At 71.3% G+C, this 15,325-nt stretch carries 14 protein-coding genes; 7 read left to right on the forward strand and 7 right to left on the reverse strand.

Annotated elements, in window-relative coordinates; all coding sequences use genetic code 11:
* The first annotated feature begins 263 nt into the window (after nucleotides 1-263).
* The 4 genes from IO20_RS0125090 to IO20_RS0125105 all read left to right on the forward strand — a co-directional run bounded on the left by IO20_RS0125090 (nucleotide 264) and on the right by IO20_RS0125105 (nucleotide 5,091).
* Nucleotides 264-899 carry a hypothetical protein gene (locus IO20_RS0125090; RefSeq protein ID WP_030553940.1) on the forward strand — a complete coding sequence of 212 codons (636 nt, stop codon included), beginning with the start codon at nucleotides 264-266 and terminating at the stop codon, nucleotides 897-899.
* Nucleotides 900-1,088: 189 nt separating this feature from the next.
* On the forward strand, nucleotides 1,089-2,663 hold the full coding sequence (locus tag IO20_RS0125095) for a DUF6801 domain-containing protein (RefSeq protein WP_342668790.1): 1,575 nt from the start codon (nucleotides 1,089-1,091) through the stop codon (nucleotides 2,661-2,663).
* A 55-nt stretch (nucleotides 2,664-2,718) separates the two neighbouring features.
* Nucleotides 2,719-3,663, forward strand: a complete 945-nt coding sequence (locus IO20_RS0125100) for a hypothetical protein (RefSeq protein ID WP_030553943.1) — start codon at nucleotides 2,719-2,721, stop codon at nucleotides 3,661-3,663.
* A gap of 216 nt (nucleotides 3,664-3,879) precedes the next feature.
* On the forward strand, nucleotides 3,880-5,091 hold the full coding sequence (locus IO20_RS0125105; protein ID WP_030553945.1) for a PucR-like N-terminal domain-containing protein: 1,212 nt from the start codon (nucleotides 3,880-3,882) through the stop codon (nucleotides 5,089-5,091).
* Between the two features lie 44 nt (nucleotides 5,092-5,135).
* Here IO20_RS0125105 and IO20_RS0125110 read toward each other — a convergent pair whose 3' ends face one another.
* Nucleotides 5,136-5,564 carry a nucleoside deaminase gene (locus IO20_RS0125110; protein WP_030553946.1) on the reverse strand — a complete coding sequence of 143 codons (429 nt, stop codon included), beginning with the start codon at nucleotides 5,562-5,564 and terminating at the stop codon, nucleotides 5,136-5,138.
* Between the two features lie 54 nt (nucleotides 5,565-5,618).
* Nucleotides 5,619-6,455 (reverse strand): TIGR03619 family F420-dependent LLM class oxidoreductase, encoded by an 837-nt coding sequence (locus IO20_RS0125115; RefSeq protein WP_030553948.1) that lies wholly within the window; start codon nucleotides 6,453-6,455, stop codon nucleotides 5,619-5,621.
* A gap of 94 nt (nucleotides 6,456-6,549) precedes the next feature.
* On the opposite strand from IO20_RS0125115, the gene IO20_RS0125120 reads away from it, so the two are divergent.
* Nucleotides 6,550-7,020 (forward strand): Lrp/AsnC family transcriptional regulator, encoded by a 471-nt coding sequence (locus tag IO20_RS0125120; protein ID WP_030553950.1) that lies wholly within the window; start codon nucleotides 6,550-6,552, stop codon nucleotides 7,018-7,020.
* A gap of 22 nt (nucleotides 7,021-7,042) precedes the next feature.
* Here IO20_RS0125120 and IO20_RS36870 read toward each other — a convergent pair whose 3' ends face one another.
* Nucleotides 7,043-8,206, reverse strand: a complete 1,164-nt coding sequence (locus IO20_RS36870; RefSeq protein ID WP_245685038.1) for an SGNH/GDSL hydrolase family protein — start codon at nucleotides 8,204-8,206, stop codon at nucleotides 7,043-7,045.
* A gap of 250 nt (nucleotides 8,207-8,456) precedes the next feature.
* On the opposite strand from IO20_RS36870, the gene IO20_RS0125130 reads away from it, so the two are divergent.
* Both IO20_RS0125130 and IO20_RS0125135 read left to right on the forward strand, forming a co-directional pair.
* Nucleotides 8,457-9,230 carry an IclR family transcriptional regulator gene (locus IO20_RS0125130; RefSeq protein ID WP_030553952.1) on the forward strand — a complete coding sequence of 258 codons (774 nt, stop codon included), beginning with the start codon at nucleotides 8,457-8,459 and terminating at the stop codon, nucleotides 9,228-9,230.
* The gene (locus IO20_RS0125135; RefSeq protein WP_030553953.1) at nucleotides 9,227-10,072 is read left to right on the forward strand and encodes an SMP-30/gluconolactonase/LRE family protein; all 846 of its coding nucleotides are present in this window, start codon (nucleotides 9,227-9,229) and stop codon (nucleotides 10,070-10,072) included. Before IO20_RS0125130 ends, IO20_RS0125135 begins: the two co-directional genes overlap by 4 nt.
* A gap of 59 nt (nucleotides 10,073-10,131) precedes the next feature.
* On the opposite strand, the gene mmsB is transcribed toward IO20_RS0125135, so the two are convergent.
* From mmsB to IO20_RS0125155, 4 genes are read right to left on the reverse strand one after another with little or no spacing between them, the layout of a single operon-like run.
* Nucleotides 10,132-11,352, reverse strand: coding sequence for a multiple monosaccharide ABC transporter permease (gene mmsB, locus IO20_RS0125140; protein WP_030553954.1), 1,221 nt, complete (start codon nucleotides 11,350-11,352; stop codon nucleotides 10,132-10,134).
* A complete protein-coding gene (gene mmsA / locus IO20_RS0125145; protein WP_030553955.1) occupies nucleotides 11,342-12,904 on the reverse strand; it encodes a multiple monosaccharide ABC transporter ATP-binding protein in 1,563 nt (520 codons plus the stop codon). The genes mmsB and mmsA overlap by 11 nt, the downstream gene beginning before the upstream one ends.
* A 16-nt stretch (nucleotides 12,905-12,920) precedes the next feature.
* Nucleotides 12,921-14,039, reverse strand: coding sequence for a multiple monosaccharide ABC transporter substrate-binding protein (gene chvE, locus IO20_RS0125150; RefSeq protein ID WP_030553956.1), 1,119 nt, complete (start codon nucleotides 14,037-14,039; stop codon nucleotides 12,921-12,923).
* 5 nt (nucleotides 14,040-14,044) lie between these two features.
* The gene (locus tag IO20_RS0125155; RefSeq protein WP_030553957.1) at nucleotides 14,045-15,046 is read right to left on the reverse strand and encodes a hypothetical protein; all 1,002 of its coding nucleotides are present in this window, start codon (nucleotides 15,044-15,046) and stop codon (nucleotides 14,045-14,047) included.
* Nucleotides 15,047-15,325 lie beyond the last annotated feature (279 nt).

Below are 15,325 nucleotides of genomic sequence, written 5' to 3' on the forward strand. Positions count from 1 at the left end.
CTGTCCAAGGCGCTACCCCTACCGCGTGATCGATCAAAATTGTCGACATTGCGCACCCCGGAACCAAGGGCATTCCGGCCACCCCTCACCCGCCTGACAGGCAATTCGGCCTCTTCAAAGAATCATGGACTCCGCCATTGTTCAGCTAAGTTTCCCGCAAGTAACGTCAGGTTTCGCGGCCGAGAAACAGCGGGCCGCCGGCCGCTTCGACCCCCACCGCGGCCACCCTCTGCCGGTCAATCCCCAAGGAGAGTCCCAGAGCCATGAAGAAGCCCATGAGAAACGTCGCCGTCGTCGCCGGAGCCGCCACGGCCGCGTTCGCCCTCGCGGTGAGCCCCGCCTCCGCGGTCCCCTCGACGGTCTGGACCGTCAACCCGTCGCCGGCCAACTTCACCGCCGTCAACAGCGGCAACATCGTCCTCAGCGTCAACGGCATCGCCATGACGTGTACGAAGTCGAACGCCTCGGGCACCATGCAGAGCGCCACCGGCAACCCGGCGACCGTCGCCTCCATCAGCGCCATCGCCTTCGGCGCCACCGGCGCGCCCTGCACCAGCGTCCTGGGCAACGTGACCACCGTCGCGACCACCCCCTGGACCGTGGTGGCGCAGGACTACACCGCCGCGACCGGCGTCACCAAGGGCTACGTCGGCAACGTCGACGCCAAGGTGACCGTGGGCGCCTGTGTCTTCCGGGTCACCGGCAAGGCCTCGGGCACGTACACGAACTCGACGGGCGCGCTCGCCGTCAACAGCCTGGCCGGCGAGCTCACGGTCGTCTCGTCGACCAACTGCGGCTCCGCCGTCCCGGTCGGCGCCAAGCCGCTCTTCAAGGGCACCTACCTCGTCAAGGTGGCGGGCAGCACCACCATCCCGACGATCGTCGGCTCCAACCCGTAGGACGCAGGAACCCGCGTCCGTCCGGCCGGCGACCCCGGCCGGGCGGGCGCGGGCCTGTCCGTGTTCCCATCGCCCGCGGCCTTCCCCGCCGGCGCACGAACGACCCGAGCGGAGCAGCAGATGAGAGGCCCAGGGCCCGGCCCCCGACCGTCCCGTGTCCGCGCGCGCGGCGCGACGATAGCCGCGTTCGTGGCGCTCGCCCCCCTGCTCCCGGCGGCGGCCGTCGCGGTGGGGACCCTGAAGGTCGACACCGCGCTGCCCTACGTCTGCACCCTGCCCTCGGGCCCGCAGGCCGCGACGGTGCGGATCACGGCGGCCTTCCCCGAGCGGGTCGCCGTGGGCGAGGAGATCCGGCCCACCGACGTCACCACGACGGTGGAGCTCCCCGCGGCGGCCGTGGCCGACCTCACCGTGCTCGAAGCGGCCACCGTACGGGCCGAGACCCGGCTCACCGTCGGTGTGACCCAGAACGGGCAGCGGGCGGAGGCCACTTGGCGCGGCACGTCACCGTCCCTCGACGTACCCGCCGACGGGCCCCTCACGCTCACGACGACCGGCGACGTCCCGATCCTGACGACGGGCGGCCCCGGCGATCTGTCCCTCACCGCCGGGAGCCTGGGCGTCGACCTCGCCCCCAGCACGGCGGACGGCGCGGCCACCGTCCCCGCGTCCCTCTCCGTCACCTGTGTCCCCGCCGAGGCGGCGGAGGGCCGGCGGGTGCTCGCCACGGTCCCGGTGAGCCCCGGCGCCACCACCGGCGAACCGAGCGCGCCCCCCACGCCTTCGACCGCCCCCTCCTCGTCCTCCCCCTCGTCATCGCCCGCCTCTCTCCCTTCTCCACCGCCGTCCCGTCCGACGGGGCGGGAGCCCGCGAGCGGGACGAGCGGGGCTTCGCGGAGCCCGGCGGCCGGGCGTACGGCGGACAGCGGCCCGCAGGCGGCGGACGACACCGCGCCCGGCACCGGGGCCGGCACCGAGGCCCCGCGACCGCCCGCCCCGACCTGCCGCAACGACAAGCCGACGTCCAAGTCCCTCACCGCCTACATCACCGGCTACTCCAACGTGCGGAAGCTGAACGGCGCCAACGTCATCCCGGTGTCCTGCACGCTGATCGAGCAGGGAGATCCCGAGATCGTCTTCCTGCCGGACGGCGTCCACCTGCTCCAGAAGTCGGACGCCGAACTGTCGTACAAGGGACGCAGGCAGACCCCGCCCTTCGAGGCGACCTTCCTGACGTTCGGCTTCGCCCCCACCACGGCGACCCTCGTCCTGGAACAGGTGGGGCCCATGGCCGTCGAGTCGGACATACTCCTCGTCTTCCCCGACAACATCGCCGAGACCTACATCCGCGCCCCCCTCGTCCTGCGCGTCCTCGACGTCCGGGTCAACGGCACCCGGCTGGACGTCGGCCCCTCGTGCCGCACGGCGAAGCCGCTCAGCTCCCCCGAGCCCGACCCCGCCAAGTACCCCGGGGACCACCTGGTGCTCCTGGGCAAGGGGCAGCTCCTCAACGGCACCGACGCCAGCGGCTACGTCCTCACCAGCGGCGGCCCGCTCACCGGCGAGGTGACCATCCCCGCCTTCGAGAACTGCGGCGCCGGAGGCGAGGACCTCGACCGGCTCCTCACCGCGACCATCTCCGGCCCCGGCAACCACCTCAAGCAGATCCAGGGCCAGACCTGCGCCGTGGGCGTCGAAGTGCCCACCGAGGGCCAGTGCACCGAGGACCGCCAGCCGTACGTCGTCCCCAAGCCCGCCCGCTGAACCCCCGCACGAGTCACCCCCTCTTCACCGCTCCCCCTCATCGGAAGGCTTCGCCATGCCCCTCGTCTCCGCCCGCACCCGCCTGGCCACCCTCTCGGCGCTGACCGCGCTCGGCGCCTTCGCCTCCATGGGCACGGCGACCGCGGCCGTCCCCGAACTGAACGGCAGCTGGGCGCCGTTCACCCGCTGCCCCGTCGACGCCCCGGCCATGCTCGCCGCCGACGGACTCGACAAGGCGCCGCAGTGCGTCTCCTCGGCCTCCGCCAGCGGCTCCATCAAGCTCGGCAACACGACCGTGGTCACCGGGAGGACCAACCTCCAGATCGGCGTCGTCCAGAACGCCGACGGCACCAGCACGGTCGTCGCCCCCGCCGCCGGCTCGCTCATCGCCGACTCCGCCACCGTCCCCGGCGGCCTGCTCGGCCTGATGTGCCCGAGCGACATCCCGTTCATCACCGACATCTGCCGGCAGCTGTCCGACGCCCGGCTGAACAAGATCACCGCCACCGTGGAGTCGGTCGGCACCCCCTCGAACTTCGACCAGATCGCGGGCGTCCTCACCGACATGCCGATCGTGAACATCCCGGTCCGCATCCACCTGCAGAACCCGTTCCTCGGCAGCAACTGCTACATCGGGACCAGGTCCAACCCCATCGTGCTGCGCCCGAGCAACCTCACGGCCCCCTCCTTCGCCGTCGACCGCTCCAACGGCGACGGCTCGCCGAACGAGGAAGGCGACATGAGCCGCCTCAACCTCCTCGGCTCCACCCAGGTCGACACGACCTTCGCCGTCCCCGGCGCCAGCGGCTGCGGCCTCGGACTGCTCGGCCTGATCGACGGCGCGGTCAACCTCAAGACCGGACTGCCCTCCGCCGCCGGCAAGAACCGCCTCACCCTCGACAACACCCAGACGTATCTGACCGGCCTCTACGCACCCGGCGTCGTCGCCCCCGACGCCGGAAAGGTGATGGCCCGGAACTGGCACTCCGCCGTCAACTAACGGCCAGTCAGGGGCGATTCCCGGCCTACTCTCCGGCGCACGCCGCTCCGGCACGCCAACTCTTGTGCAAGTTGTGTACAGCACACAGCAGTTGACCTAGCTTCGGCAGTCCACGTCGGTACGCGCCTGACGGCCACGGCGGCGCCCGCCACGCCAGGTCCGGGTGCCGCACCGCCACTCCCCCACCGGTCGCGCAGGAGAGCAAGGGATCGGCTCATGCCCGCAGTCACACAGTCGCCGGACACCGGTGAACCGCTCGACCCGCTCCCCAGGGAGTTCGCCGAGCTGATGAGGCCCGAGATCCCGGGCCTCATCAAGGAGATAGGCGTGGAGATCCAGCGGGCCTACCCGGTGTACGCCCATCTCTTCAACGGACCGCACTCGGACGCGATCCGCCAGGGCGTGGAACAGGCCCTGGCGGCCTTCGTGGAACGGGTCGCCGCCCCCGGGACCCAGTCGGCCCTCCGGGACGAACTCATCCGCAAGTTCGGCCGGGTGGAGGCCTACGAGGGCCGCGATCTCGACACCCTGCAGGGCGCCTACCGGCTCGGCGCGCGGATCGCCCTGCGCCGGGCCAAGAGCATCGGGCGCACGTACAACCTCTCCCCCACCCTGATCCTGGCCTTCGCGGACGCCCTCTTCGCCTACGTCGAGGAGCTGGAGGCGCTGTCCCGCGAGGGCTACGTCATGGTGCAGACCCGCACCGTCGCCGACGTGGCGGCCCTGCGAAGACAGCTGCTCCACCTCCTCCTCGCGGGCCCGCCGCTGCCGCGGACGACCATCGCCGAACTGTGCAAGGAGGCCTCCTGGCAGCTTCCCGCGGAATGCACCCTGGTCGCCCTGCGTCCCCCCGTCGCGGATCTCGTCCAGGCCGGTCTCGACCGGGACGTCCTGGCCGATCTCGGCCTCCCCCAGCCGCACCTGCTCATCCCCGGCCCGCTCACCGCCGAGCGCCTCGCGATGCTCGGCTCCGCCCTGGCCGGCACGCCCGCGGTCGTCGGTCTGACCGTGCCGCCGGGACAGGCGGCGCACTCCGTCCGCTGGGCACGGCGGGTCCTCGAACTCATCGACGACGGCATCGTGCCGGACGCCCCCCTGGTGCGCTGCGAGGACCATCTGACAACGTTATGGTTACTGGCCGACCCGGCCCTCACGGCGCAACTCGCCACCCGCGAACTGGCCCCGCTCGACGGCCTTTCGGGGACCCGGCGCGACCGGCTGATCGAGACCCTGCGCGTCCACGTCTCCACCCGGGCCCCCGCCGAACAGGTCGGCGAGATGCTGGGCGTCCACGCCCAGACGGTCCGCTACCGACTGCGGAACCTGGACAACCACTTCGGCGACCGGCTCGTCGACCCGGACCGCCGTTTCGCCCTGGAAGCGGCCCTGCGCTCGCTCCACCTCCAGGGCACGAGGCGCACCGACTGAAGCGCCCGGACATCGGTGCCGGCGCCCGCCGTCGCGGGCCGCGGTCAGCGGTAGTACCCCTCGACCACGGCCCGCACCTCCTCGAGCAGTGCGGGGCCCTCCTGTGGCACGGGCGGCCTGCCGCTGCCGGGCCTGATGTCCAGGAGCTGTTCGCCGGAGAGGGCGAACACCACCCGCCGCAGCCCCGCCCGCTGGATGACGGCCTCGCACATCCCGCACGGCTCGCAGCTGGTGTACATCGTGGTGCCCGCCGCCGTCTCCTCGTCCAGTTCGCGCGCCGCCCACCTCGCCAGCTTCAGCTCCGGGTGCGCCGTGACGTCGTCGTCGGTGAGGGTCGTGTTGCACTCCTCGGCCAGGACCGACCCGTCCGGTCCCACGAGGAGGGACCCGAACGGCGGGTCGCCGCCCGCGCGTGCCTTGGCCGCGAGCCCGATGGCCCGTCGAAGGAGGGCGTGGTCGTCGGATGTGGTCATGACTGCTCCGTTCCTGTGTGGGGTCCCGTGCGGGGATCGGGCCTGTCCGGCGGATCAGGGTCGGTGAGCGGCCACCGCAGCGAGGGTCTGCCAGGCCGCCTCCGGGTGGCGCGTCTCCTCCGGGTCCCCCTGATAGGTGTCCAGGACGACGGACTCGGCGCCGAGCAGCCGGAGTTGGTCGAGGTCGTCCATGATCTGGTCGAGGGTGCCCTCGCCGGCGAGCCGGTCCGGTCCGCCGACCGTTGCCGCGGTGGGCCGGAGCACGATCCGGGGGGCCAGGGCGGGGACGGGGAGCCCGTCCTCGTCCGCGTACGCCTTCAGCCTGCCCGCGGCCTCGCGCAGCCACGGCAGCGTCGGGCGCAGCGGATGCCACGCGTCCCCGAGCCGTACGGCGCGGCGCAGTCCCGCGTCGCTGTTGCCGCCGACCCACACCGGGATCCTGCGGTGCCCGTAGGAGGCGGTGTCCGCCCAGGCCGCCCGCATGTCCCGCAGGTGGTCGTCGGTGAGCCGGCCGCGTTGGGTGAACGGGATGCCGAGGGCGGCGAACTCCTGCCGTGCCCAGCCGACTCCGACGCCGAGGACGAGGCGGCCGTCGCTCAGCTCGTTCAGGTTGGCCGCCATGCGGGCGGTGAGCAGCGGGTGCCGGTAGGGGGCGATGAGCACCGTCGTGCCGAGCCGGACCCTGGTGGTGAGGCCGGCAAGCCAGGACAGGGTGGTGAAGGGTTCGAAGAAGGGTGCCGGGTAGCGTTCGGCGACGTCCGGAGTGATGGCCACGTGGTCGGAGACCATCAGGAGGTCGAAGCCCAGGTCCTCCACGGTGCGGGCCCAGTTCCGCAGGACTCCCGGGTCGCTTCCCGGGCCGAAGTTGAGGACGTTCACGCCGATCTTCATGGGGACGAGCGTAGTGGGGCCGTACGGCTCCTCAGAAGGGATTCCTCCCTGTCCCGGCGCGGTTGCGCCGTGGATCTACCGGTAATCTGACTGGATGACCGAGAGTCTCGACGCCACGGACTGGGCGATCCTGGACGAGCTCCAGCACGAGGGCCGGATCCCGTTCACGGAGCTGGCGCGGCGGGTGAACCTGAGCACCTCGGCGACGACCGAGCGGGTGCGGCGCCTGGAGGCGGCCGGGGTGATCTCGGGGTACCGGGCGGAGGTGGACCTGGAGCGGACCGGGTACCCGGTGTTGGCGGTGGTGCGGCTCAAGTACCCCGGTCCCGGCAACCGGCACGAGCCGCTGCGCCGGCTCCTGGGGGAACGGCCGGAGATCCTGGAGTGCCTGCGCACCACCGGGGACGACTGCTACGTCATGAAGGTGGCGACCACGTCGATGGCCCATCTGGAGGAGGTCGTCGACAAGCTGGCCGAGTTCGGGAGCACGACCACCAACCTCGTCCTCAGCCGCCCCCTCCCGCTCCGCGGCCCGCGGGTCCCACGGGCGCGTCCTTCGGAATGATCACTCCACCGGGGCGGTGCGGTCACCAGCGCAGCGGCAGGCCGGCGACGAACGAGGTCAGGCGGTCGGCGATGAGGCGGTCGTCGTGGGCGGAGTAGTGCCAGTGGCATCCGGAGAAGTCCAGGCCCGAGCCGTCGAGGTACCAGTAGCGGACCTTGTTGTCGCCGGCGTCGGCGCGTGCCCTGACGACCTGCTGGACGTGGTCGGCGAACTGGCCGTGGCCGACGGCCCCGAAGGTCGTCGCGGCGCCGTAGCGCGCCCGCAGCTTCTGGAGGAACTCGCCGTACGCGGTGCGGTAGGCGGCCGCGAGGGTGTCGGGGGTCCACGGTTCGCCGGGGTTGACGGCGGTGGAGAAGTCGTTGGTGCCGAGGTTGACCACCACGAGCTGGGGCCGCCAGGTGCCCGGGTTCTGCCAGACGTCGCCGGGCGTGTTCAGCAGGGCGCGGTCGTAGAAGGTCCGGTACGTGACGTCCGGCGAGCCGCCGTTGTAGTTGCGGACCATGCCGAGGCCCGAGATGGCGTTCAGCTGGTAGTCGGCGTTCAGCTTCCGGGCGGCGAGGGCGCCGTAACTCACGTCGGCGTTGGTGGACCGCCTGATCTGGTCCCAGGTGCAGTCGCGGGACGTGGAGAGGTTGCCGTAGCCCACCGTGTTGGAGTCCCCGATGAACTCGATCTGGCGGTGACGTGGTGCCCCCGGCCTGCTCAGTACGGCGCCGCCGGGCGCGGCGACGAGTCCTCCGAACTCGCTGGTCTCCCACGTGCTGTCGTTGCGCTTGACGACCCGGACGGTGTGGGCGCGGTCCCGCAGGCCGTTGATCCAGTGCGTCGTACGGCCGGGTGTGACGAGCGTGGCCGCGGTGACCCCGTCGATCTGGACGTCGTAGTCGGCGGCCGCGTCGTTGAGCACGATGCCCACGCCGGTGCCCCTGAAGGCACCCTCGAAGTACACGCCGGGCCAGCTGTACTGGACGGTGTTCCCGGCGTCCTTGACCCGCCCCGCGGTGTGCACCTGCGCCAGCACGCCCGTCGCCGACGGCGTTCCCGGGCCCACGGGGGTCGCCTGCGCCGTCCCGGCGGTGCCCACGCCGGTCAGTGACGCCACGACCAGGGCGGTCACCGCGAGGAGTGCTTCCGTGCGACTGCGGCGTTTCCGCCGCGCCGTGAACGGCGTGTCCATGGCCTTCATCCCCATCTCCTCTGCGAGCGCTCCACGCGGTGTCGAAATATCGAACAATGATCGGTATGTCGACGATTCGGGGCGGACACTATTGATGCGCATCACCGCCGTCAACAGGGTCCGACGGACAGAGGGGGTCCTAAGTCCCCACACAACCAAGGGAGTTCACCGACGCCCTGACAAGGGGCGGGTCTGTCAGTAGCCTGTGTTCGTCATTCCGATCGGATGTTGATATTTCGAACACAAGGGAAGGGCGGTCATGGGACGCCTCGTACCTGCCGTGACCCGGGCCCTGGACATCCTGGAGCTCTTCCTCGACGGGGACGGCACGCTGTCGACCCCCGAGATCGTGCGCCGGCTCGGGTTGCCGCGCACCACCGTGCACGAGCTGGTGGCCACACTGACCGCCCGCTCGTACCTGGTACCGGTCCCGGAGCAGCCGGGACGCTACCGGCTCGGTGTCCGCCCGTACCAGCTGGGCAGCCGGTACGCCGAGCAGCTCGATCTCGCCGCCGAGGGACAGCGGGTCGCCCGCGCGGTCGCCGAGACCTGCGACGAGACCGTACACGTGGCGGTCCTGGAGGACACGAGCGTCATCTACATCGCCAAGGTGGACTCCACGCACGCCGTGCGCATGGTCTCCGCGGCCGGTCGCCGCCTGCCCGCGCACTGCACCTCCGTCGGCAAGATGCTGCTCGCCTCGCTCCCCGAGGAGGAGCTGGCGGCCCGCGTCCCCGACGACGCCGAGCTGGTCGCGATGACCCCGCACAGCGTCACCGACCCGGCCACCCTGCGCGCCGCCCTCGCCGACGTGCGGCGGCGCGGCATCGCCCTGGAGAGCCGTGAGTCCAACCCGGACGTCAGCTGTGTCGCCGCCCCCGTGCGCGACCGCGGCGGCCGGGTGGTCGCCGCCCTCTCGATCTCGGTGCCGATGATCCGCTGGAGCGATGCCCGCCGCGTCGAGCTGGAGGGGCTGGCCGTCAAGGGGGCCGCGGAGCTGTCCGAGCGGCTCGGCCACCGGGGTGCGCCGTGACCGAGGTCGCCGTCCGCGCGTACGCGGAGCTGGGCGAGGGCCCGACCTGGGACCCGGCCGCCGGGCGACTGGTGTGGGTCGACGTCCTGGGCTCCCGGGTGCACACGTACGACCCCGCCTCCGGGCGCCGCACGGTCCTCGCCACCGAGCAGCACGTGGGCGCTGCCAAGCCGCGCGCGAACGGCGGCCTGGTGGTCAACCTCCGCGACGGCGTGGGCGCCTACGGACCGGCCGGGGACTTCTCCTGGCTGCACCGCGACCCCGTGCCCGACCGCCGGGGCAACGACGCCGCCGTCGCCCCCGACGGGTCGCTGTGGGCCGGCACCATGCGCTACGACGAGGCACCCGGCGGCGGCACGCTGTCCCGGGTGGCGCCCGACGGCACGGTCCGTACGGTCATCGACGACGTCGCCGTCAGCAACGGCACCGGCTGGAGCCCCGACGGGCGGCGGATGTACTACATCGACTCGCCGACCCGCCGGATCGACGTCCTCGACCTCGACCCCGGCACCGGGGAGCCCACGGCCCGCCGCCCGCTGGCCGTGATCGAGGAGGGCGCGGGCTTCCCCGACGGGCTCGCCGTCGACGCCGACGGTTGTGTGTGGGTGGCGCTGTGGGACGGCGGGGCATTGCGCCGCTACACGCCGTCCGGGGCGCTCGACAGGGTCCTGACGCTGCCCGTGCGCCGGCCCACGGCCTGCGCCTTCGGCGGGCGGGACCTGACCGACCTGTACGTGACGACGGCGCGGACGGGTCTGGACCGCCCGCACCCGCTGTCCGGCTCGCTGCTCGTCGTGCCGGGCCTCGGCCAGGGTCTGCCCCAACCCCCCTTCGCGGGCTGAGGACAGGACGTGAGGGAGCGGCCCCCCGCGGGCCGCCCCCTCGCCGTCTCCCGGCGCCGCTACGCGCCGACCCGCCGCTTGTTCCACACGTCGAAGCCGACCGCGGCCAGCAGGACCAGGCCCTTGATGACCTGCTGGAAGTCGCTGCCGATGCCCACCAGGTTCATGCCGTTGTTCAGTACGCCGAGGACCAGGCCGCCGATGATGGCGCCGAGCACCGTGCCGACACCGCCGCTCATCGAGGCGCCTCCGATGAACGCGGCGGCGATGGCCTCCAGTTCGAAGTTGAGCCCGGCCTTCGGCGAGGCCGCGTTGAAGCGGGCCGCGAAGACCAGTCCGGCGAGCGCCGCCAGCATGCCCATGTTGAGGAAGACCAGGAAGGTGACCTTCTTGTCCCGTACGCCGGACAGCTTCGCCGCCGGCAGGTTGCCCCCGATGGCGTACACATGGCGGCCTATGACCGCGTTGCGCATCAGGAAGCCGAAGCCGACGAGCAGGGCCGCCAGGATCAGCAGCACCACCGGCGCGCCCTTGTAGCTGGCGAGCAGCATCGTGAAGATCAGGATCGAGGCGGTCAGCGCGGCCAGCTTCACCGCGAACAGCCCGGCCGGCGGCACGTCGAGGGCGTACTCGCTCTGCCGGCGCCGGTTGCGGACCTCCTGGCGGATCACGACCCCGATCAGCAGGAAGCCGAGGAGCAGGGTCAGGTTGTGGTAGTTCGTCGTCGGGCCGACCTCGGGCAGGAAGCCGTTGGCGAGCTGCTGGAGGTCCTCGGGGAACGGGCCGAGGGTCTGCCCCTTGAGGAAGACCTCGGTCAGGCCCCGGAAGACCAGCATCCCTGCGAGCGTGACGATGAACGACGGCATGCCCGCGTAGGCGATCAGATACCCCTGCGCGGCCCCGGCGACCGCGCCGATGGCCAGGCAGAGGAGCACCGCGACCGGCCACGGCAGGTCGTACTGGACCATGAACACGGCCGCCACGCCGCCGACGAACGCGGTGATCGAGCCGACCGACAGGTCGATGTGCCCGGCCACGATGACGATCATCATGCCGATCGCGAGGATCAGGATGTAGCTGTTCTGCAGCACCAGGTTGGACACGTTGCGCGGCAGCAGCAGGTCGCCGCCGGTCCACACCGCGAACAGGGCCACGATGACGCCGAGGGCGATCAGCATGCCGTACTGGCGCATGTTGCGGCGCATGCCGTCGAGCAGCGGCGCGACCGCGCCCCCTGGCGCCCTGGCCACCGGCTTCTCGGTCGTGACGTCAGCGCTCATGGTCGTTCTCCCTCGCGTCTTCCCTGGTCATATGGCGCATCAGCACGTCCTGTGTCGCCTCCGAGCGGGGCACCTCGCCCGTGAGCCGGCCGGCGGCCATGGTGTAGATCCGGTCGCACATGCCCAGGAGTTCGGGCAGTTCGGAGGAGATGACGATCACCGCCTTGCCCTCGGCGGCCAGCCGGTCGATCACCGTGTAGATCTCGTACTTGGCACCGACGTCGATACCCCTGGTCGGCTCGTCCAGGATCAGCACGTCGGGACCCGCGAAGATCCACTTGCTGAGGACGACCTTCTGCTGGTTGCCGCCGGACAGCCGGCCCACCGGCTCGAAGACGGTGGGCGCCTTGATGTTCATGGAGGTGCGGAACCCCTCGGCGACCCGGCGCTCCTCGTGGGCGTCGACCACACCGCGCCGGGCGACCCTGCCCAGCGCGCTGAGCGAGATGTTCCGTCCGATGGTGTCGAGGAGGTTGAGCCCGTAGTGCTTGCGGTCCTCGGTGACGTACGCGATGCCGTGCGCGACCGCCTCCGGGACGCTGCGGGTGCGGATCGCCTCGCCGTCCTTGAGGACGGTGCCGCCTCCGTACCGCCCGTACGAGCGGCCGAAGACGCTCATCGCGAGTTCGGTGCGGCCCGCGCCCATCAGGCCCGCGATGCCGACGATCTCACCGCGCCGGACCGACAGCGACACCCCGTCGACGACCTTGCGCTGCCGGTCGATCGGGTGGAACACCGTCCAGTCGCGGATCTCCAGGGCTGGGGCGGTGCCCGGCTCGCCCCCGTACGGGGTGCGGTCCGGGAAGCGGTGGTCGAGGTCCCGGCCGATCATGCCGCTGATGATCCGGTCCTCGGTGGTGGCGGGGTCGGCCACGTCGAGGGTCTCGATGGTCCGGCCGTCACGCAGGATCGTCACCGCGTCGGCGACCCGGCGGATCTCGCCCAGCTTGTGCGAGATGATGATCGAGGTGATGCCCTGCTCCTTCAACTCCAAAATGAGGTCGATGAGTTGGGCGCTGTCCTCGTCGTTGAGCGCGGCGGTCGGCTCGTCCAGAACGAGCAGCTTCACCTCCTTCGACAGTGCCTTGGCAATCTCGACGAGCTGCTGCTTGCCGACGCCGATGTCCGCGACGCGGGTCTGCGGGTGCTCGTCGAGGCCGACCCGGCGCATCAGCCGGGTCGCCTCCTTCAGCGTCTCGTTCCAGCTGACGACGCCGCGCGTCGCCCGCTCGTTGCCGAGGAAGATGTTCTCGGCGATGGACAAATACGGGACGAGGGCCAGCTCCTGATGGATGATCACGATGCCGCGCCGCTCGCTCGCCCGGATGTCCCGGAAGCGGCAGGGGTCTCCCTCGAAGAGGATCTCCCCCTCGTACCCGCCGTGCGGGTGGACACCGGAGAGGACTTTCATCAGCGTCGACTTGCCCGCACCGTTCTCCCCGCAGAGGGCGTGGACCTCGCCCCGGCGGACGGTCAGTGTGACGTCCGCCAGCGCCCGGACTCCGGGGAAGGTCTTTCCGATCGAGCGCATCTCCAGGACGGGTCCTGTCATGGTCGCCCCCTCCCGGCTACTTCAGGTCGGCGGCGTCGTAGTAGCCGCCGCCGACGAGGATCTGCTCGTAGTTCGTCTTGTCCACGCTCACCGGCTGGAGCAGGTACGCGGGGACGACCTTGGCACCGTTGTCGTACGCCTTCTCGTCGTTGACCTCCGGCTTCTTGTCGTGCAGCACCGCGTCGACCATGTTCGCGGCGACCTTGGCGAGCTCCCTGGTGTCCTTGTAGACGGTCTGGGTCTGCTCGCCCGCGATGATCGACTTCACCGAGGCCAGCTCGGCGTCCTGGCCGGTGACCACCGGCAGCGGCTTGGTCTTCGAGCCGTAGTCGTCGGACTTGAGGGCGGACAGGATGCCGATGGAGATGCCGTCGTACGGCGAGAGCACCGCGTCCACCCGGCCGGTCTTGTACGAGGAGGTGAGGATGTCGTCCATCCGCTTCTGCGCGGTGCCGCCGTCCCAGCGCAGGGTGGTGACCTGGTTGAGCGCCGTCTGACCGGAGGCGACGACCAACTGCTTCTTCTCGATGTACGGCTGCAGCACGCTCATCGCGCCGTTGAAGAAGTACTTGGTGTTGTTGTCGTCGTTGGAGCCGGCGAACAGCTCGACGTTGAAGGGGCCCTTCTTCGAGCCGTCCTTCAGGCCGAGCTTCTCGACCATGTACGTGGCCTGCAGCTCGCCGACCTTCGTGTTGTCGAAGGAGGCGTAGTAGTCCACGTTCTTCGAGCCGAGGATCAGCCGGTCGTAGGCGATGACCGGAATGTCCGCGTCGGCGGCCTGCTGGAGGACGTTGTTCAGGGACTTGTTGTCGATCGCGGCGACGATGAGGGCCTTCACGCCCTGGGTGATCAGGTTCTCGATCTGGGCGACCTGCTGGTCGGGGTCGTCCTCGCCGAAGACCAGCTGGGTCTTGTACCCCTTCGCCTCCAGGTTCTTGACGACGTTCGCACCGTCGGCGATCCACCGCTCGGAGGACTTCGTCGGCATGGCGATGCCGATGGTGGCGCCGTCGGCGCCGCCGCTGCCGGATCCCCCCTTGCCGCCGCCCTCGGCGTTCTGGCCGCAGGCGGACAGGGCCAGGGCGAGACAGGCGGCTGCGGTCAGGGAGGTCAGTGCGGCTCTGCGGTTGCGCATGGTGATCAGTCCTCGTTCTTCTCGTCGTCGAGAGCGGGCGATTCCGTGGCGGAGAAACGGTTCAGGGGCCCCGGAAGGCGGGTGCCGAGCGGCGCCATCGCGCCGTCCGCGCCGTGCCGGGCGAGCAGGTCCAGGGCGAGGCGGCCCCGCCGCACCCGCTCCCGGGCCGAGTCCAGGGCGAGGGTCCGGAGATGGGCGCCGTACGGATAGATCCCGGGCGCCCTGGACAGGCCGAACTTCAGGTAGAGCGGTGCGCCGCGCCGGATGAGCTCGGCGACCTCGTACATCCGGACGTAGCCGCCGAGGTCGTCGGGGGCCTCGATGTACATGTCCATGGGGGCGGCGGAGACCCGCCGGATGCCGGTGAGGTGATCGAGCGTCAGGTCGCTCGGCACGTTGACCGAGTCGGCGCCGAGCCGCTCGTACACCGCGTACGAGGCGGGGTTGACCGGACCGATCAGCGCGGACACCTTGAGCGTGGTGTCGGCCGGGAGGAGGCCCATGAGACGGGCCCGGTGCAGCGTCCACAGCACGCCCTCGTCGGCGACGAGCAGGCATTTCACGCCCAGCTCGGTCGCGCGTACCGCGTCCTCGACGCATCCGGCGACGGCGTCGTGGCCACGCGCCCGCAGTCCGGCCCCCCGCGAGTCGGTGCGCACGGAGGCCCCGGTGTCCCAGGTGCCGCGCGGTCCGGTGAACAGGCAGAGCTCGACGGCCCGTTCGGTGGTGGCGGCGACCATCTCGGCGATCTCGGCGTCGGTCAGCATCCACACGCCGCTGCCCTGGCTGATCCGGTGCACCGGCACGTCGAGCCGGTCGACCTCCTCCAGGATCACGGCCAGCGCCTCCGGCCCCTCACAGGAGGGGACCTCGGTGCGCCAGCGGCCGCCGCCGGGGAAGGTGTGCGGTGAGGCGTCTTCGGGGGAAGGGGCGGGCGCGCCCAGGCCGAGCGCGGCGAGCGCCTGTTCGGCGGGCCGACGGGCGGTCGGGGCGGAGACATCGGTCACGGACTGTCCTTTGTGTTCGAGATATCGGACGTGGTTCGGCGGTGTGGGTACGAGGCCGTCAGCGTCGGAGCCGGGGCCGGGGGCGGGGGCGGGGCAGGACGTCCCGCCGCCTGCGACGGCGACGTCACCGTGGCGCACGGCTCACGGCCGTGGCACCGGCGCTCACTTCGGCTGCCTCCGCTCCCAGCCTTCGGCCCACAGGTCGAACCGGGCCTGCTGCTGGGGGAACTCGGCCGCCGCGTCCACGTCCAGCTCGACGCCGAGGCCGGGGGCGTGGGA

Source organism: Streptomyces exfoliatus, from assembly GCF_000725545.1.
GTDB classification, from domain to species: domain Bacteria; phylum Actinomycetota; class Actinomycetes; order Streptomycetales; family Streptomycetaceae; genus Streptomyces; species Streptomyces exfoliatus.